This is a genomic window from Thiomicrorhabdus chilensis DSM 12352 (genome assembly GCF_000483485.1).
Taxonomy (GTDB): Bacteria; Pseudomonadota; Gammaproteobacteria; order Thiomicrospirales; family Thiomicrospiraceae; genus Thiomicrorhabdus; species Thiomicrorhabdus chilensis.
In genome coordinates, this window is record NZ_KI519609.1 from 1,061,911 (window position 1) to 1,079,622 (window position 17,712).

The 17,712-nt window shown below is 48.1% G+C and carries 19 protein-coding genes; 11 read left to right on the forward strand and 8 right to left on the reverse strand.

Going from position 1 to position 17,712, the window contains the following annotated elements; all coding sequences use genetic code 11:
• The first annotated feature begins 129 nt into the window (after nt 1-129).
• Entirely contained in the window at nt 130-1,317 is a 1,188-nt protein-coding gene (locus B076_RS12980; RefSeq protein WP_051347185.1) for a nicotinate-nucleotide--dimethylbenzimidazole phosphoribosyltransferase, read from the forward strand.
• A gap of 159 nt (nt 1,318-1,476) precedes the next feature.
• Here B076_RS12980 and B076_RS0105065 read toward each other — a convergent pair whose 3' ends face one another.
• From B076_RS0105065 to ettA, 3 genes are read right to left on the reverse strand one after another with little or no spacing between them, the layout of a single operon-like run.
• Nucleotides 1,477-1,971 carry a DsrE family protein gene (locus B076_RS0105065; RefSeq protein WP_028486356.1) on the reverse strand — a complete coding sequence of 165 codons (495 nt, stop codon included), beginning with the start codon at nt 1,969-1,971 and terminating at the stop codon, nt 1,477-1,479.
• Nucleotides 1,972-1,997: 26 nt separating this feature from the next.
• Nucleotides 1,998-2,912: a sensor domain-containing diguanylate cyclase gene (locus B076_RS0105070; protein WP_028486357.1), complete on the reverse strand. Its 915-nt coding sequence runs from the start codon at nt 2,910-2,912 to the stop codon at nt 1,998-2,000.
• 12 nt (nt 2,913-2,924) lie between these two features.
• Nucleotides 2,925-4,595 (reverse strand): energy-dependent translational throttle protein EttA, encoded by a 1,671-nt coding sequence (gene ettA, locus B076_RS0105075; RefSeq protein WP_028486358.1) that lies wholly within the window; start codon nt 4,593-4,595, stop codon nt 2,925-2,927.
• A 197-nt stretch (nt 4,596-4,792) separates the two neighbouring features.
• Here ettA and glyA point away from each other — a divergent pair, with 197 nt between their 5' ends.
• The 8 genes from glyA to thiL all read left to right on the forward strand — a co-directional run bounded on the left by glyA (nt 4,793) and on the right by thiL (nt 11,896).
• Nucleotides 4,793-6,064 carry a serine hydroxymethyltransferase gene (gene glyA, locus B076_RS0105080; RefSeq protein ID WP_028486359.1) on the forward strand — a complete coding sequence of 424 codons (1,272 nt, stop codon included), beginning with the start codon at nt 4,793-4,795 and terminating at the stop codon, nt 6,062-6,064.
• Nucleotides 6,065-6,260: 196 nt separating this feature from the next.
• Entirely contained in the window at nt 6,261-6,740 is a 480-nt protein-coding gene (gene nrdR / locus B076_RS0105085) for a transcriptional regulator NrdR (protein ID WP_028486360.1), read from the forward strand.
• Nucleotides 6,740-7,891 (forward strand): bifunctional diaminohydroxyphosphoribosylaminopyrimidine deaminase/5-amino-6-(5-phosphoribosylamino)uracil reductase RibD, encoded by a 1,152-nt coding sequence (ribD, locus tag B076_RS0105090; protein WP_028486361.1) that lies wholly within the window; start codon nt 6,740-6,742, stop codon nt 7,889-7,891. Before nrdR ends, ribD begins: the two co-directional genes overlap by 1 nt.
• Nucleotides 7,892-7,921: 30 nt before the next feature.
• A complete protein-coding gene (locus tag B076_RS0105095) occupies nt 7,922-8,575 on the forward strand; it encodes a riboflavin synthase (RefSeq protein WP_028486362.1) in 654 nt (217 codons plus the stop codon).
• A gap of 2 nt (nt 8,576-8,577) precedes the next feature.
• A complete protein-coding gene (gene ribBA / locus B076_RS0105100) occupies nt 8,578-9,711 on the forward strand; it encodes a bifunctional 3,4-dihydroxy-2-butanone-4-phosphate synthase/GTP cyclohydrolase II (protein WP_028486363.1) in 1,134 nt (377 codons plus the stop codon).
• A gap of 99 nt (nt 9,712-9,810) precedes the next feature.
• Nucleotides 9,811-10,272: a 6,7-dimethyl-8-ribityllumazine synthase gene (gene ribH / locus B076_RS0105105; protein ID WP_028486364.1), complete on the forward strand. Its 462-nt coding sequence runs from the start codon at nt 9,811-9,813 to the stop codon at nt 10,270-10,272.
• Between the two features lie 10 nt (nt 10,273-10,282).
• Nucleotides 10,283-10,768, forward strand: a complete 486-nt coding sequence (nusB, locus tag B076_RS0105110; RefSeq protein ID WP_028486365.1) for a transcription antitermination factor NusB — start codon at nt 10,283-10,285, stop codon at nt 10,766-10,768.
• A gap of 108 nt (nt 10,769-10,876) precedes the next feature.
• Nucleotides 10,877-11,896: a thiamine-phosphate kinase gene (gene thiL / locus B076_RS12160; RefSeq protein WP_051347186.1), complete on the forward strand. Its 1,020-nt coding sequence runs from the start codon at nt 10,877-10,879 to the stop codon at nt 11,894-11,896.
• A gap of 132 nt (nt 11,897-12,028) precedes the next feature.
• On the opposite strand, the gene aroG is transcribed toward thiL, so the two are convergent.
• Nucleotides 12,029-13,096: a 3-deoxy-7-phosphoheptulonate synthase AroG gene (gene aroG, locus B076_RS0105120; protein ID WP_028486366.1), complete on the reverse strand. Its 1,068-nt coding sequence runs from the start codon at nt 13,094-13,096 to the stop codon at nt 12,029-12,031.
• Between the two features lie 321 nt (nt 13,097-13,417).
• Between aroG and B076_RS0105125 the strand changes: the two genes are divergently transcribed.
• Nucleotides 13,418-13,711 carry a DUF3579 domain-containing protein gene (locus tag B076_RS0105125; protein WP_028486367.1) on the forward strand — a complete coding sequence of 98 codons (294 nt, stop codon included), beginning with the start codon at nt 13,418-13,420 and terminating at the stop codon, nt 13,709-13,711.
• Nucleotides 13,712-13,843: 132 nt separating this feature from the next.
• Here B076_RS0105125 and B076_RS0105130 read toward each other — a convergent pair whose 3' ends face one another.
• From B076_RS0105130 to B076_RS0105145, 4 genes are all read right to left on the reverse strand, one after another.
• Nucleotides 13,844-14,629 carry a prepilin peptidase gene (locus B076_RS0105130; RefSeq protein ID WP_028486368.1) on the reverse strand — a complete coding sequence of 262 codons (786 nt, stop codon included), beginning with the start codon at nt 14,627-14,629 and terminating at the stop codon, nt 13,844-13,846.
• A 129-nt stretch (nt 14,630-14,758) separates the two neighbouring features.
• Nucleotides 14,759-15,136 carry a 6-carboxytetrahydropterin synthase QueD gene (gene queD / locus B076_RS0105135; RefSeq protein WP_028486369.1) on the reverse strand — a complete coding sequence of 126 codons (378 nt, stop codon included), beginning with the start codon at nt 15,134-15,136 and terminating at the stop codon, nt 14,759-14,761.
• Nucleotides 15,137-15,254: 118 nt separating this feature from the next.
• Entirely contained in the window at nt 15,255-16,142 is an 888-nt protein-coding gene (locus B076_RS0105140) for a farnesyl diphosphate synthase (RefSeq protein WP_028486370.1), read from the reverse strand.
• A 117-nt stretch (nt 16,143-16,259) separates the two neighbouring features.
• Nucleotides 16,260-16,862 carry a peroxiredoxin gene (locus tag B076_RS0105145; RefSeq protein WP_028486371.1) on the reverse strand — a complete coding sequence of 201 codons (603 nt, stop codon included), beginning with the start codon at nt 16,860-16,862 and terminating at the stop codon, nt 16,260-16,262.
• Between the two features lie 204 nt (nt 16,863-17,066).
• Here B076_RS0105145 and B076_RS0105150 point away from each other — a divergent pair, with 204 nt between their 5' ends.
• A complete protein-coding gene (locus B076_RS0105150) occupies nt 17,067-17,699 on the forward strand; it encodes a CBS domain-containing protein (protein WP_028486372.1) in 633 nt (210 codons plus the stop codon).
• The last annotated feature ends 13 nt before the right edge of the window (nt 17,700-17,712 follow it).

Sequence of the window (17,712 nt, forward strand, 5' to 3'; positions counted from 1 at the left end):
GGTAACTGTATCACGCGTTTTGTTTCAGGTTTAATGGATAAAGTAATAGTAATTAACGATATTTTTGAGTTTATAGAATAATGGAGTAAATTTTTACCCCGTTATTCGAGCGCTATCGAAGGAAAAATTATGATTGAAAAGCTCTTTTGCGCAAATCAGGAACTGAATGAAGAAGTGGTGAATACCGTTCTTCAAAAGCAATATCAGTTTAATGACAGTGAAGAATCATTGGGGCGATTTGCAGAAATTGTTGTGAAATTGGCGACGCATCAGCAAACCGCCAATCCTCAAATTGCAAAGCCTTGGGTATCTATTTTTGCAGCGGATCATGGCGTGGCAGTGGAAGGGGTTTCAGATTTCTCACAAGAAATGACCGCTCAATGGTCAGAGTCAATTTGCAAGGGGAAGGCCGCTATTAATGGTTTGGCTCAGTATTCAAAACTCGATATTGAAGTGATTGATGTTGGCTTGGCAAGTGACATACCTGACCATGCTGTTTTGGAGGTTGCCAAGGTTGGACAAGCCACACAAAACTTTCTAAAACAGCCTGCGATGACTCAAGAGCAAATGTTGCAAGCGATGGAGGTAGGGATAGCGGCGGTTGAACGGGCTAAAGATTCTGGAGTCGACTTGTTTATCGCGGGTGATTTAGGAGTGGCTAATACGGCTTCTGCGATTGCGATGGTGTCGGTGTTGAGTGGCAAGGCCCCCATCGAACTGATGGCAATGGGGCGTTCTCGCGTTCTGCGCAGTGAGCGAGATAAGGCTGAGCTCATTGAGCGTGCCATAGAATTGCATAAAGAGCATTTGACTTCGCCATTAAGAATTATGCAGCATCTTGGCGGTTTCGAGACGGCAGCTTTGTGTGGTGCCTACATCCGCGCCGCGCAACTTGGTATGACGATTGTAGTGGATGGATTTATGTCTACGGTTGCCGCTTGGTTGGCTGACTTAGTCAGTCGAAATGACCAGTTGCTGCATTGCAAATCCGTGGACATGATGATGGATTTGGGTCAGTTCTCAGTGCCAGAAACCTTGTTCTGTATTTGCGGTACTTGCCCAAGACTGGTGGAATGGTGTTTCTTCTCGCATCAGTCTTCTGTCAATGTTCATGAATGGGTGTTGGAGATTTTAGCGGTTGATCCCCTGTTGAAGTTTGAAATTAAAACAGGTCAGGCCTTTGGGGCCGCTATGGTGGTGCCATTAATACAACAGGCGTGTTTTGTGCACAGTTATTTGGTGAAATTTGATAGCGAAGAGGAAGAGAGTTCGAAACGTGGTTATGAGCTACATGACCAACCCCCGTTTATTCACTAGCGCCAAAAGCTGAACTGGCGGTTAATGGACTGCAGTGAGTCTTTAGGTGGAAGAGTGAGGTTTAATATAATATTGATTTAATGGCCGGTTTTGGCTCACTTAAATGCCAAGCTTGAAAAGGGTAAAGGCCTTGCTTTACCCTGTGATCAACTTACAGTGTTATTGGATTTTGAGGTAAGCAAATCCTTCACTCTGCAATATGGCGATTTTAGCGACGCCGGAAGGGGTCAGTTCAATGCCTTCATAAACTTTGTCTTTAGGTAAACCGACTTCATCGCGGGTTTTATCACATAGGTGGACCTTGACCCCTCTGACTTTAATCAAACTTTGCAGACGCCCTTTGAGTTCGTCACGACGTTCAAGCAAGTCTTTATCGGCTTCATAAGGCGTGCCTTTAAGGTTGTCATTGGTGGTGAAGCGCAAACCATAACCAACAAATACCAGATGTACTTCCGCTTCCATCAGTTCCGATTCATAGAAGTTGAGGATGTTGTTGATTGATGTCAAAGTCGCTGAATAACGGGTCGGATCGTTGAAATCCACATGGTAAACCACCTTGGCACCATCGTCAGCGGCGTGAGCCGGTGTCAAGGAAGCGAGCGCCAAGGTTAAGCCCGCCAGCAAAGTCATAAAACGTTTTGTTAGGTTCTTCATAGGTTGCTTCCTTTGGGTTTTATGGGTTAAAGAATGTTGGTGATGTCTTTTTTGCCTTCAATGGCTGCGATGGCTTCGTTGACGCGGGCAAACAAAGTTTGGCTGTCCTCGTCTGGTTTGCGTAGTTCGGTGACACCGGCATGGCTGGTCAGGCAAGTGGTGGTGCCGTCATCGAGTTTGATTTTTTGCGCGGTGATGGTTTCCTGTGAAAGTTTGGCGATGCGGAAGGCATCCACCGCTTTGACTTCAGGCAGGACGACCATGAATTGATCACAGCTCAGGCGACCGATGTGCCCAAGGTCTTTCACAACGTTTCTGATGGCATGCGCAGCCGTCAAAATCGCCGTGTCGCCTAATTCATGGCCATAACGATCGGTAATGCGTTTAAAGCAGTCCAGGTTGATCTTGAAAAGGGACAAAGGCTTGTTATTCATTTTGGCCTTATTGATCTCCTCATTGACGATGTCCAAGAAGAAGTCGCGGTTGTAGAGGTCGGTCAATGGGTCGTTGGAAGAGAGGTGCTCCAATTGCTCTTCCATGTGTTTGCGGCTGGTGATGTTGATGGCCAGCCAGATCGCTGCCGGTTGATCATAAGTACCTTCCTGCACCGGGTAAACACGGGCTTCATACCATTGACCACCCTTGGTGCTGCTGTCATGAACACCTTCCACTTCGTCATCAGCCAGTTGATATTCAATCTCCTGAAGGCGTCCGCTTTTGATGGCGTTTTGTACGACCAGCAAGAAACGTTCAGCCATTTTTTCCGGCAGAACATCGTGATATTTTTTACCGATCAGTTCCGAGCCATCGGCATACAGCGAGCGTTCCTGTCCACCGATGATGTCGAGGTAAGTGCCGTCCTGACCCATGATGAAAATCGGATCGGGCATGGCTTTGGCAATGGCGTCCAGGTGTGAATGTACTGCAATGTTATCCGTCATGTTAAATCCTGCTTAGTCTTTGCTGATCGGTTTGTATTTGATGCGATGAGGTTGTGCGGCATCTGCACCTTTACGGCGTTTCAGGTCTTCTTCATAATCTGAGAAGTTTCCTTCAAACCATTCCACATGGGAGTCGCCTTCAAAAGCCAGCATGTGAGTTGCGATTCGGTCAAGGAACCAACGATCGTGGGAAATGACCACGGCGCAACCAGCAAATTCCAGCAAGGCTTCTTCCAGTGCACGTAAAGTTTCAACATCCAGGTCATTGGTTGGCTCATCCAGAAGCAATAAATTTCCACCGCTACGTAGGGTTTTGGCTAAATGCACTCGGTTGCGCTCACCACCGGAAAGCGTGCCGATTTTTTTCTGCTGATCGCTGCCTCTGAAATTGAAACGGCTGCAGTAGGCGCGTGAATTGACTTCGGTGTTGCCGACCATAAAGATGTCCTCGCCACCGGAAATCTCTTCCCAGATGGATTTGCTGTCATCCAGTGCATCGCGGCTTTGGTCAACATAAGAGAGCTGCACGGTTTCACCGAAATCAATGCTTCCGGAATCAGGTTGTTCCTGACCGGTGAGCATTTTGAACAGGGTGGATTTACCCGCACCGTTGGCACCGATGATGCCGACGATTCCACCTTGCGGCAGGCGGAAAGTCAAATCGTCGATCAGTAAGCGGTCGCCAAAACCTTTGGAGATGTGGTTGACTTCAATGACTTTTTCACCCAAACGTTCCGCAACAGGGATGAAAATCTCATTGGTTTCGTTGCGTTTCTGATGTTCCTGACTGCTGAGTTCGTCAAAGCGGGCCAGACGGGCTTTTGATTTTGCATGACGTCCTTTGGCATTGGAGCGCACCCACTCGAGTTCGTTTTTGATGGTCTTGATGCGTGCAGCTTCGGATTTGGCCTCTTGCTCCAAACGTTTCTCTTTTTGATCCAGCCAGGAGGAGTAATTTCCTTCAAATGGAATGCCTTCGCCGCGATCCAGTTCAAGAATCCACTGTGCTGCATTGTCTAGGAAGTAGCGATCGTGCGTGATGGCCACAACCGTGCCCGGAAAATCGAGTAAGAAACGTTCCAGCCAGGCGATGGATTCTGCATCCAGGTGGTTGGTCGGTTCGTCCAGAAGTAGCATGTCCGGTTTTTCAAGTAACAGTTTGCACAGGGCGACACGGCGACGTTCCCCGCCGGAAAGTTTACTGACGTCAGCCTCCCAGGGTGGTAGGCGTAGCGCGTCTGCCGCGATGTCCAGAGTTCGGTCGAGGTTGTGGCCATCTTTCGCCTGAATCAAATCTTCGATTTCAGCCTGTTTTTTGGCCAAGGCGTCAAAGTCCGCATCGGGTTCGGCATAGGCGGCATAGACGCCGTCCAGTTCTGCCAAGGCCTGCTTGACATCGGCAACCGCTTCTTCAATGTTGCCGCGCACGTCTTTGCTTTCGTCAAGCTGGGGTTCCTGCGGCAGATAGCCGATCTTGATGCCGGGTTGGGGGCGCGCTTCACCCACAATGTCCGTGTCGATTCCCGCCATGATTTTGAGCAATGTCGACTTACCGGAACCGTTTAGACCCAGTACCCCTATTTTGGCTCCAGGGAAGAATGACAGGGAGATGTCTTTCAAGATGTGACGGTTTGGTGGGACGACTTTCCCAACACGATTCATGGTGTAAACAAATTGTGCCATTTAGCGGTTTCCTAAAAGTTGTTAAATACAAATAATAATGACAGCAACTTTACCTAAAAACCGGTGCTTTATAAAGACAAAGTATAGATTCCTTGCATAAGAATTGTAAATCTATGGATTATCGTGGTTATTTTGTCGGAAAACGGGTAAAATTTCTTTCTTTGAACCAATTAAAACTTGAGACGGAGAGCCTGTTCATGTTCACAAAATCAATGACCATCGCCGGATTCGATGATCTGATTGCAGATGCCATTCAAAACGAAGAGAAACGTCAAGAATCTCACATTGAATTAATCGCTTCTGAAAACTATACCAGCCCACGAGTAATGGAAGCGCAGGGTTCTTGCTTCACGAATAAGTATGCGGAAGGTTATCCCGGAAAACGTTACTACGGTGGTTGTGAATTTGCAGACATCGTTGAGCAAGCGGCGATCGACCGTGCTAAAGAACTGTTTGGTGCCGATTATGCAAACGTACAGCCTCACTCGGGGTCTCAGGCCAATGCGGCGGTGTACATGGCGTTGTTAAAACCAGGTGAAACGGTTTTAGGGATGAGTTTGGCGCATGGTGGACACCTGACGCATGGTTCACATGTCAGTTTCTCGGGTAAGATTTACAATGCTGTTCAGTACGGAATTGATTCCGTGACGGGCAAGATTGATTACGATGAAGTACAGGCCTTGGCCAACGAACATAAACCTAAGATGATCATTGCCGGGTTCTCAGCCTATTCTCAAGTGATTGACTGGCAGCGTTTCCGTGACATTGCCGATTCAGTTGGCGCTTACCTATTTGTGGATATGGCACACGTGGCCGGTTTGGTTGCCGGTGGCAAGTACCCAAACCCTGTGCCGTTTGCCGATGTGGTGACCACGACAACGCATAAAACCTTGCGTGGGCCTCGTGGTGGTTTGATTTTAGCCAAGTCTAACCCGGATCTTGAAAAGAAATTGAATTCTGCGATTTTTCCGGGCGGTCAGGGTGGACCTTTGGTTCATGTGATGGCGGCAAAAGCGGTAGCCTTTAAAGAGTGTCTGGATCCGTCTTGGTCCGAGTACTGTGAAAATGTGGTGAAAAACGCCCAAGCCATGGCCAAGGTGTTTATGCAGCGCGGTTGCGATGTGGTTTCAGGCGGAACCGAAAACCATCTGTTTTTGGTCAGTCTGATCGAAAAAGGTTTGACGGGTAAGTTGGTGGATGCCGCTTTGGATAGCGCGCACATTACCATCAATAAAAACTCAGTGCCTAATGACCCTATGTCTCCATTCGTGACCAGTGGTATCCGTGTCGGAACCGCGGCATCGACCACGCGTGGTTTCACTGAAGAAGATTCCACCAATCTGGCGAGCTGGATGTGTGACGTCATTGATGCTTGTGACCAGGAAAATGAAACCTGGGACGAGAAAGTCATTGCTGAAGTACGTGAGAAAGTACAGCAATTATGCGCGGCTAAACCGGTTTATAAATAAGCGGTTGACTTAAAGCCGGCATTTAGGATGCTAAAAAACCACCAGGCCTGGTGGTTTTTTAGCATCTGTCGGTTTGTTTTTGATTGTAAGATTAACCAAAGTTGAAGTCGATTTTTTATCAAAGCTTGTCGCTTAGAGAGGATTTGATAAAAAGTTTGATTCAGTGAATCATTTTTGAGTGTGGAGTGAATGAATTATGCATTGTCCGTTTTGTAATGCACCGGATACTAAGGTGGTCGACTCACGGCTGGCGACCGAAGGAACCCAGGTGCGTCGCCGTCGCGAGTGTTTGCAATGTGCGGAACGTTTCACTACTTATGAGTCGGCGGAGCTTTCGTTGCCAAGGGTTGTCAAAAGTGACGGCAATCGAGAGCGTTTTGATGAGCAGAAAATCCGTCGAGGTTTGATTAAAGCGCTTGAAAAGCGTCCGGTTGAGAGCGATGCGATCGACCAGATTATCAGTCACATGACCAAGCGTTTGATGTCCGAAGGCGTCAGAGAGATCCCGTCTTCACAATTGGGTGAGTGGCTGATGGAGGCTCTTAGGGAGCTTGACCAAGTTGCTTATGTGCGTTTTGCTTCGGTTTACCGCTCATTCCAGGATGTGAATGCATTCAGAGAAGAGATAGAGCGTCTGGTTCAGGCGACAACCGCAAAAACGGATCTTAATTCTTGATGGATGCCGCTTTTAGTGAATCCGATCGGGCATTCATGTTACAGGCCATAGAGTTGGCCAAAAAAGGGATTTACTCAACCAAACCCAACCCAGCCGTGGGTTGTGTCCTGGTTCAGGATGGGGTTGTTGTTGGAGAAGGCTGGCACCGTAAAGCCGGATTGCCGCACGCCGAACGTATCGCTTTGGCTGAGGCGGGAGATCGATCTAGAGGCGCGACTGCTTATGTGACGCTGGAGCCTTGCTCTCACTATGGCCGCACACCGCCTTGTGCTGACGGTTTGGTTGAAGCGGGCGTCAGTCGAGTGGTGGTGGCGATGCGGGATCCAAATCCATTGGTTGCCGGTCAGGGGTTGGCTAAGATACAGCAGGCGGGCATCGTTGTTGAGGAGGGGCTTCTGGAGCAAGAGGCCCGAGCCTTGAATCCAGGATTTATTCACATGATGGAACAAAAACGTCCTTATGTCAGGCTTAAAATGGCGAGCAGTCTGGATGGCAGAACGGCAATGGCGAATGGGGAAAGTCAATGGATTACCGGCCCGGAAGCACGCCGACAAGTCCATAAATTACGGGCTCGCAGTGGTGCGGTGGTCACTGGGATTGGTACGGTTTTGGCGGATGATCCGAGTTTGACGGTTCGACTGGAACCGGAAACGCTACAAGAAATGAATTTGGATGCCGAATCTTGCCAGCCACTCAGGGTGGTATTGGATCCCGGTTTAAGTATGCCGTTGGACTCGAAAATGCTGACTTTACCCGGACGAGTGCTTCTGATGACTTCACCGGAAAGTGCTGAGCGTGAGGTAGATCTACTGGAAACCATGGCGGCTAAAGGCATAGAGTGGGTGGCACTGGCCTGCGAAGAAGGTCGTTTGGACATCGAAGCCGTACTGAATTATCTGGGGCATGAGGAAAGCGTGCATGATGTCTTGGTTGAATCGGGTGCTGTTTTGGCTGGAGCTTTCATGCAATCGGGTTTTGTTGATGAGTTGCACTGTTTTATTGCACCAGTTTTAATGGGTCATCAAGCCCGACCAATGTTTATGTTGCCGGGCTTGGAGTCGATGCAGGATAAATTAAGTTACTCTTTTGAGTTCATCGATAAAGTTGGCCAAGATGTTCATGTGATTTTAAAACCCGATAATGCGCGTTAATTAACGATACGCTCAAGGAAGAAAGACAAAATGTTTACTGGAATTATTCAGGCAGAGGGCACGATTGAAAAAATCGAGCCGCGCCAAGGCGATTGGCGAATGACCATTCACACGGGCAAGTTGGATATGCAGGATGTCGCCATTGGTGATAGTATTGCAGCCAATGGCATTTGTCTGACTGCAATTGAATTGGGCGACCACAGTTACGTCGCGGATGTCTCCGGAGAAACGTTGACGGTGACGACCGCCAATGACTGGAAAGTCGGGTCGGCGGTCAACCTTGAGAAGGCCTTGCGTTTACAGGATCGCCTGGGAGGGCATCTTGTCAGTGGTCATGTGGACGGTGTGGGAATGGTTAAATCCATCAGCCAGGATGCTCGTTCTTGGCGCTATGAGATTGAGGCCCCGATTGAATTGTGCAAGTATATCGCCGGTAAAGGGTCGATCTGCATTAACGGAATCAGTTTGACCGTCAATCAGGTAGAAGGTTGTGTATTCGGAGTGAACATCGTACCGCATACGCGTCAGGAAACTACCATCAAACATCTTCAGCAAGGGGATCGAGTCAACCTTGAAGTGGATTTGTTAGCACGTTATCTGGAGCGTATGTTGTCTGCTCCACAAGAAGCCAATCAGGCTTCAAACATCACGCCTGAATTTTTAGCTCAAAATGGATTTAAATAAACATGCCGTTGAATACGATCGAAGAGTTGATTGAAGATTATAAGCAAGGAAAAATGGTCATCCTGATGGATGATGAGGATCGCGAAAACGAAGGGGATTTGTTGGTTCCCGCGAGTACGGTTACGGCAGAAGACATTAACTTTATGGCGCGTTACGGGCGTGGATTGATCTGTCTGACGATGACACGCGAACGTTGTAACCAGTTGCATTTGCCGTTGATGGTTCGTGACAATACCGATCCTCACGGTACCAATTTTACGGTGTCGATTGAAGCCGCTAAAGGCGTCACCACCGGGATTTCCGCCGCAGACAGAGCGGTCACCGTACGCACTGCGGTATCGTCAGATGCTGGGCCGGCTGACATAGTAACGCCTGGGCACATTTTCCCGTTGATGGCTCAGCCTGGAGGGGTTTTGACACGTGCAGGCCATACTGAAGCGGGGTGTGATCTGGCACGCTTGGCCGGTTTAGAGCCGGCCTCGGTTATTGTTGAAATCATGAATGAAGACGGTTCTATGGCACGCCGAGATGATTTGGAGACTTATGCCCAGGAGCATGACTTGAAGATCGGTACCATTGCGGATTTGATTGAATACCGTTTAAAAAATGAAAAAACCATCGAGCGAGTTTCAGAATGCCAGTTGCCGACAGAGTTTGGTGAATTCAAATTGATCGGCTATCAGGATGTGGTTGAGCATAAAGCACATTTTGCATTGGTGTACGGCCAGTTGGAATCTCAAAAGCCAACCGCCGTGCGGGTACATATGCTGGATACTTTGTGCGATGTGTTTGCCTCCAAACGTTCAGAGTGCGGGTGGTCATTGCAAAAAGCGATGAAACAGATTGTTCAAGAAGGCAGTGGCGCAATTGTCGTGCTGCGAAAACATGAGGAAGCGGCGGAGCTGTTGGATAAGATTCAGCAATTCCAGATGAAGGATTTGGGCGTCAAATCTCCGGAACGCATTTTGGATGACGATACCAAAACCTATGGTTTGGGCGCGCAGATTTTGGTTGATCTGGGAATCAAAAAACTCAAAATTATTGGGTCGGCGTGGCGTATGAATGCGTTAAGCGGATTTGGTTTGGAGATCAACGAGATTTTACCCAAATTGGAAGATGTCGATTTGAGCGTCTGAAAACAGCGAACTCAAGTCGGATTTGAACCCGAATTTTTCTATTTTGCGACGGCTGTGGCAAAATAATTCAATTAACCTGAATTTTAAAGAGATAGATACATGAAAACAATTGTTGGAAATTTGACCGCAACGGATATGAAAATTGGCTTGGTTGTCGGGCGCTTTAACAGTTTTATCGTCGACCACCTGGTGGATGGGGCGGTGGATACCATTGTCCGACATGGCGGAGATGAGGCCAATATTGAAAAAGTGATGGTTCCGGGTGCGTTTGAGATTCCACTGGTTGCCCAAAAGATGGCTCAATCCGGCAAGTACGATGCGGTGGTGGCTTTAGGTGCGGTCATTCGCGGCGGCACACCGCATTTTGATTATGTAGCGGGCGAATGTGTTAAAGGCTTGGGTCAAGTACAACTGAACAGTGGCATTCCGGTCTCCTTTGGTGTTTTAACCGTAGACAGCATTGAGCAGGCAATTGAACGTGCCGGCACCAAAGCGGGCAACAAGGGCGAAGAGTGTACGCTGGCAGCCATTGAAATGGTTAATGTATTGAAACAACTTTAAGAAGTCACGAATGAAGAATCTGAATCAGTTAAAACCGGGACAAGGCGAAGAAGTGCCTGAAGTCGAGGAAAAGGTTTCGCCGCGCACTCAGTCTCGCCGAGTTGCGTTGCAGGCCCTTTATCAGTGGCAAATAAACGCCGATGAGCCGATGAGCATCACCAGGCAATTCAATGAAGATGGTTTGTTGGCTGGTGCCGATGTTGCCCTGTTCAATGAACTTTTGTCTCAAGTATCGAGTAAAGCCGTGGAGTTGGATGAAATCTACGGAGATCTGCTGGATCGTTCGGTTTCTATGATTGATCCGATTGAAAAAAACATCATGCGCATGGGGGTCTATGAACTTCAGACCAAGCCCGAAATTCCTTATAAAGTCATTATCAATGAGTGTGTGGAGTTGGCTAAACGCTTTGGTGCGGAAGACAGTCATAAGTATGTCAATGGTGTTTTGGATAAGGTGGCTCAACAGTTGAGAGCCTTGGAAGTCAGCGCCAACTAAAACCGAAAATGGAAGCGTTTTTTTGTTACGTTTCCGTTTCAGTGTTACCCAGTCAACCATAAAGCCCCGTAAGTTCGCTTGCGAGGCTTTTTTATTATGAGAGAAACTATGTCCGAAGAATTTAACTTGATTGATCGTTATTTTCTGCCTTTATGCCAGCCTCTGGCTGAGGGTGAGGTTGGAATTGGGGATGATGGTGCGGTGATCACTCCTCCGAGCGGACAGCAGTTGGCAGTGGTGACTGACACCCTGGTCAAAGGAGTGCACTTTCCGAATGAAACCTGTGCGTACGACATCGCCTGGAAAGCTCTGGCCGTCAACCTAAGCGACTTGGCGGCAATGGGCGCTGTTCCCGGATTTTATACTCTGGCTTTGACCTTGCCCGAAAATGAGCAGGCCTGGTTAACTGAATTTGCACGGGGTCTGAAAGACTTGGGGGAGCGTTACCAAGTGGCTTTGATTGGCGGCGATACCACTCGTGGACCATTGACGGTAACCGTCACCGCGCACGGTTGGGTGCCCAATCGGAGTGCCGTTTTACGCAGTGGGGCTCGGGTTGGCGACTTGATTTGTGTGTCCGGAGCCTTGGGCTGTGCCGGACTTGGGTTGAAAGTGGCGTTGAACACGCTGTCGGAAAATGAGCAGGCCTGGTTTACCGATGACATGGTCGAGTCTTGCCTACAGGTATTGAACCGTCCTCAACCGCAGCTTGATTTGGGTCTGGCTTTGCGCGATGTCGCAAGTGCCGCTATCGATGTTTCGGACGGGCTTCTGGCGGATTTGGGGCATATTCTTGAGCAGTCTTCCAAGCGTGCCTTGAGCACCTTGGGAGCGGAACTCTATCTGGATGCCTTGCCATTGTCTGAAGCCGTGGGGCAGTGGGTTTCTAAAACGGGAGACTGGTCTCTGCCGTTGGTGGCGGGGGATGACTATCAGTTGTGTTTTACGTTGCCTGAAGAGTCTTGGCAAGCGCTGCAGCAGGAAGCCGCTAAGTTGGAAATTGAGGTGCACACTGTCGGTCGTGTGATCGACAAAAAGGGCATTGAGATTAAACAGAGCCTGGATTCTGAAACCTGTGTTGAAGCACCCTGGTGTGATGGCCTTAAAGCTGGCTACCAGCACTTCTAAACGAAAGTTTGAAATCGAGTTGAGACCCCTAGGTTTTGTTGAATGGGGTTTAGACGGAATTTTCCTAGTGTGAAGCCCGGGGGGTAAGGGCTCTTGAAAATTCCGTAGATAGACAGGGTCAGGTTTTTAGGTTCACGCTTTGGATTGGCGGCGAGCTTTGACGCCTTGGGCCAAAGTCTGCAATATCTTCTCGCTGTCTTCCCAGCCGATGCATGCATCAGTGATGCTCTGTCCATAGGTCAAGGGTTCACCCGGCTGAACGTCTTGGCGTCCGGCCACTAAATGGCTTTCAATCATCGCACCCATGATGTGCGGCGAACCGTTCGACAACTGCTCGGCAATCGATTCGGCCACCACTAGCTGGCGTTCATGTTGTTTGCTGCTGTTGGCGTGGCTACAGTCCACCATCAGTTTATCTTCGACCCCGGCTGTTTGCAGCATGTCCACCGCCTGTTTAACATGAGCTTCATCGTAATTTGGCCCTTCGTTCCCGCCGCGCAAAATCACGTGACAATCCGGATTGCCATTGGTTTCAAAGATGGCTGAGTGGCCGGCTTTGGTCAACGACATGAAAATATGTGGATTATTGGCTGCACGAATCGCATCCACGGCGATTTGGAAGCTGCCGTCGGTACTGTTTTTAAAGCCCACTGGACAGGATAGGCCGGAAGCCAATTCACGATGTCCCTGGCTTTCGGTGGTACGTGCTCCGATGGCACCCCACGAGATTAAATCGGCAATGTATTGTGGTGAGATCAAATCCAGGAATTCGGTGGCCGCTGGTACACCCATGTCGTTGACGTCCAGCAATAATGAGCGCGCCAATTCTAGCCCGCGGTTGATTTCAAAGGATTCGTTGAGTCCGGGGTCGTTGATTAGTCCTTTCCAACCGACTGTGGTGCGTGGTTTTTCAAAATAAACACGCATGACAATCAGTAAGTCTTCACGATGCTGTTCGATCAAGCCTTTCAGGCGAGTGGCGTAATCGCGTGCCGCTTTAGGGTCGTGGATTGAGCAGGGGCCAATAATGACCAGTAAACGATCATCACGTCCGGATAGGATGTTATGGATTTGCTGACGCGTATCGTAGACCGTTTGCGCAGCCATTTCCGTAATGGGAAATTGCTCGTGCAACTCACATGGTGGACGGACTTCGGTAATGTTTTTAATACGTAAATCATCCGTTTGATACTGCGACATAATCAACCCTATTGTTATGTAAAACTCAAATTCTGTGTAGACGGCCTTAGTGACCAATTTAGAACGAGATATTATGCCATGTTATGCATCGAAATGTTTTAGGATTTGATGAATATGTAAGGCTTGAAAGCAAGAATTTTCAAAAAAAATCTTTTTTGAAAATCCACGGGTCTGGTATGAGAGATTTTTGAGAAAAAATAACTTAAAAACCCGCCTGGAATGCTGGGATAAGGATGGTTATTGGGTGGTTTTATGCTAAACTTACCGGGTTTGAATTTTATAGATTCAACTTTTGATTTGTTAATACCTGGACAGAAAAACGTGCATTGCAGATATATTATTGAAGGCTATACCGAAGATGGCCGTAAATTCAGACCAAGTGATTGGATTGACCGTATTTCGTCAATGATGGCAAGTTATGGTAGCGCCCATCGCCTTGTGTTTTCAGATTTGTTGCACCCTGAATTGTATGAAGGGCAGAAGTGCCTGATCATCGATACCGAATTGGAAATCAAAGATCCGATTATGTTTCAGTATGTGATGAATTTTGTTAAGAGCAATAACTTAAAAATGACTCAAGTATGCGACGCCACTGAGTCAAAACTGGGCTGTTAAGTTAAGCCCACGCTGAAATTTTTGAGAATCACATTTGGATTCGTACTTACAGAGATGCAAGTGTGCTTTGATGCGTTTTAGGGGATTCTGGTTTTCAAAGCGTTTTATATCGTTCAGTTTGTAACCGCCTGGTTACATAATATTGCTTCCCGCCAGCAGGGTTACGGCGCCGCCCAAAGCCAAAAAAGGGCCAAATGCCAGCGGGCTTTGATAATCCCTCAACTTCAGCAATACGCCACCCACTCCAATCAATAAACTGCTTACCGATGCAATCAGGATGATTTGCGGAATCGCCGCCAGTCCGAACCAGGCTCCCAAAGCTGCAAGCAGCTTGAAGTCCCCGTAGCCCATGCCTTCCTTGCCGGTCAGTAGTTTAAAACTGTGAAACAGAATCCATAAGATCATATAGCCCACGGCCGCTCCCCAGATGGCATCCGTAGGCGTAGTGAAGAGGGTTTGGGTGTTAAACAGAAGCCCTAACCACAATAGTGGCAAGCTTAAACTGTCTAAAATTAATTGATGTTCGATATCAATGACGCTGATGGTAATCAGAATCCAGATGAAGGCCAATGCGGCCAGACCTGTTGCCGTGAGACCGAATTGCCATACAATCAACGTGGTGGCTCCGGCGGTTGTTAATTCAATTAAGGGGTAACGCATTGAGATTCGGGTTTTACAGGCGTGGCAACGTCCTTTACTGAACACCCAGCTAAACAGGGGAATCAGACGATACCAGGGAAGGCGAGCATCGCAATTTGGACACTTCGAGCCTCCCAGGCTGATGGTTTTCAGCTGTTCACTTTCCTCCATCATCAGGATTCTGGGCAAACGCCAACTCAACATGGAAATGAAACTTCCAATGATTAAACCGATTAGGGCACTGAAGAGTAAAAGTTGAGTGAGGCTGAGCTGGGTCATGCTAAAAAAACCTATAATTTTATGGATAGGCCGATTTTAGCAGGCCTGTCTAAGAATCATAGGTTTTTTAGGGTGATTTTAAACCGCAGTCCCCAAAGGATTTGGATGACACCTTAAGTGAAATTTGGGTTATTCGCTGTAGGTCACGCAATTGCGGTCATTTTCCCAGACAGTAATGCTGTGCATTCGCACTTCCGGTGACGCGATGCGGGCCTCAATGGCACGAAACAGGTAGACGGCAATGTTTTCGGCGGTTGGGTTAACCTCTTGAAAGTGCGGGTGATCGTTGAGGAAAGTGTGATCCAATTCTTTGACGACCTCTTTGGCGTGTCGCTTAATCTCTTTGAAATCAATCACCATGCCGATGTCATTGAGTTGCGTGCCTGAGACCTGAACTTCGATTTTCCAGTTATGGCCATGTAACTTGGCACAATCACCCGGATAACCGCGCAGGCTATGAGCCGATGCAAAATCTAATAGGGTTTTTAAAACGAATGTCTGTGCCATGGCAAGGTGCCTACTCAACTCTGATAATGAAATGGGGGAAGGAATTATATCGAAAAGCCCCGTTTATTGAAAGCGTAGCATATACGACTTTGCTCGAGTCGATTTCTCCGCTAGGATCTCAGTGATTTCGCTGTGCGATGTACTCAATGAGCTTGTCGAGAAACGGGCTGTGTATTTGTAGTTCGATCAAATCCGCTTTGGCCTGACGGATCAAATCGTCACGGTACGTTTTAGACTGGGTCAGACCAAGTAGTTTCGGGAAGGTGGATTTATTGGCCTGTTGGTCGCTACCTTGAGGTTTGCCTAAGGTTTCTGTGTCCGCTTCGATGTCGAGGATGTCGTCTTGAACCTGAAACGCCAGCCCGATTTTATCCCCTAGGTTTGATAGTGTGCTTTGAAGGCTGGCAAAGCGCTCACTCTGCACCGCCCCCATCATCAACGCCGTTCTGATCAGCGCCCCGGTTTTCATGGAATGCAGGGTTTTCAGTTGCATTAGATCGAGTTGCTGGTCTTCTGATTGCATGTCGATTATTTGCCCGCCGATCATGCCGGACACACCACTGGCCTGACTCAGTAGCTGAATCAATTTGATTTTGTGGTGATCGGAAACGGTTTCATCATGACTGAGCACCTGAAACGCCAAGGTTTGCTGGGCATCACCGGTCAAGATGGCGGTTGCTTCATCAAATTGGATATGGCAGGTCGGTTGACCTCTGCGTAAGTCGTCATCGTCCATTGCTGGCAGATCGTCATGCACCAGTGAGTAGCTGTGGATTAGCTCAATGGCGCAGGCAGAACTGTCGAGTTGTACCAGCGGAATTTCAAGTGCTTCGCCAATCGCATAGAGTAAGGCAGGTCTTAAGCGTTTGCCATTGTTTAAGGTGGCATACTTAATCGCATCAGCCAGTTTGGCAGGAACCTTTGCATGAAAAGTTAGACTTTCAGATAACAGATCTTGTAATTTTGATTGGATGCGTTGTTGGTAAAGGGTGAGTTGTGTTTGCAAATCCAGCTCCATAAAAAAAGGCCGTCAATTTGACGGCCTTTTTGTGGTCATATTGATGCTGCTTATTTTAATCGCTGAAGGATTCTAAATAAACACCATTGCAATGAAATCACGCTTTTAGAGTTCGTCGGCGTGTTTGCTTAGGTATTCAGCGACACCGTCCGGAGAATCGGTCATCCCTTCATCGCCTTTGTTCCAGCCGGCCGGGCAGACTTCACCAAACTCAGCATGGAACTGCAATGCTTCGACCATACGAACCATTTCATCAACGTTACGTCCTAAAGGCAGGTCGTTGACAACCTGGTGGCGGACCACTCCTTCGTTGTCGATCAAAAATGCTCCGCGCAATGCAACATTTCCTGGGTGTCTTATGCCATAAGCGTCCATGATCGATCCCCCAAGGTCAGCAACCAATGGGAATTTAACCGGTCCAAGACCACCTTGGTTGACCGGAGTGTTGCGCCATGCGTTGTGTGTGAACTGAGAGTCGACGGAGATACCCACGACTTCGGTTCCCAATTCCTTGAATTTTTCGACACGGTGGTCAAACGCCAAGATTTCAGACGGGCAAACAAACGTGAAATCAAGCGGATAGAAAAACACTACGGCATATTTTCCGGCGATGTGGCTTTTCAGGTTGAAATCATCGACGATTGAACCGTCGGCAAGTACCGCCGCTGCGGTGAAATCTGGTGCGGGCTTGGTGACAAGTACTGACATACTAAAACCTCTGACTGATTAAAAATAAAATGAAAAATTAAAGACCTAAATAGTATAGTGGATTTGTAAGGCATGTGCCAGCTGTGCCGCTTTGGGATGTTTTAAACTCAAAGAGTGTGATAAATGGATGGATAAGAGTGGATTTAATAGTTTATTCATCTTGGCCGATAACCTAATACAGTCGCAAATAACAGAAGGTGTGGAATGTTTGTCGTTTATAGTCCAGAAGGCCGAAGTTTCATTGGGGCTGCTCAGAACCTGCCAGTTTTGAAGGTGGATCCGGCCAAGCGCATAAAAGCTTCTCCTAAAGCGAGTCTGGAAGACATGCGGATGGAACCGGATCACTCCAATCCGCATTTTAGAGAACAGGCGGCCTTGAAGCAGTACCAGCATGTTCAGCAGCCAGAAATGCAGCGTCATACGGTCGTGAAGGTGGAGGAAATTATGACTACACCGGTAATAACCATGGATTTGCATACGTCTATTGAAGAGGCGTGGAAGCTAATGGACGAGCGGAATATCCACCATCTCCCGGTAATGGAAGACAATCAATTGATTGGCATGTGTTCGAGAACCGATGTATTGAAACGAGTTATTCTCAATGGGCAGGGTGAATTGGAGCAGGCAATGCCGGAAGGGGTTGATGTCATTATGCAGTCTGAAGTGGTGACGGCAAAGCAAGGAACCGAGATTCGTCAAGTGGCGATGGCTTTGACGCAATACCATATCGGGGCATTACCCATCATTGATGAAGAGGAAAAGTTGGTGGGCATTGTGACACTGTCGGATTTGGTTAAGCGCCTCTCTCAACAACCTCCCGTAGAACTTTATATCTGACTCATTTTCAATT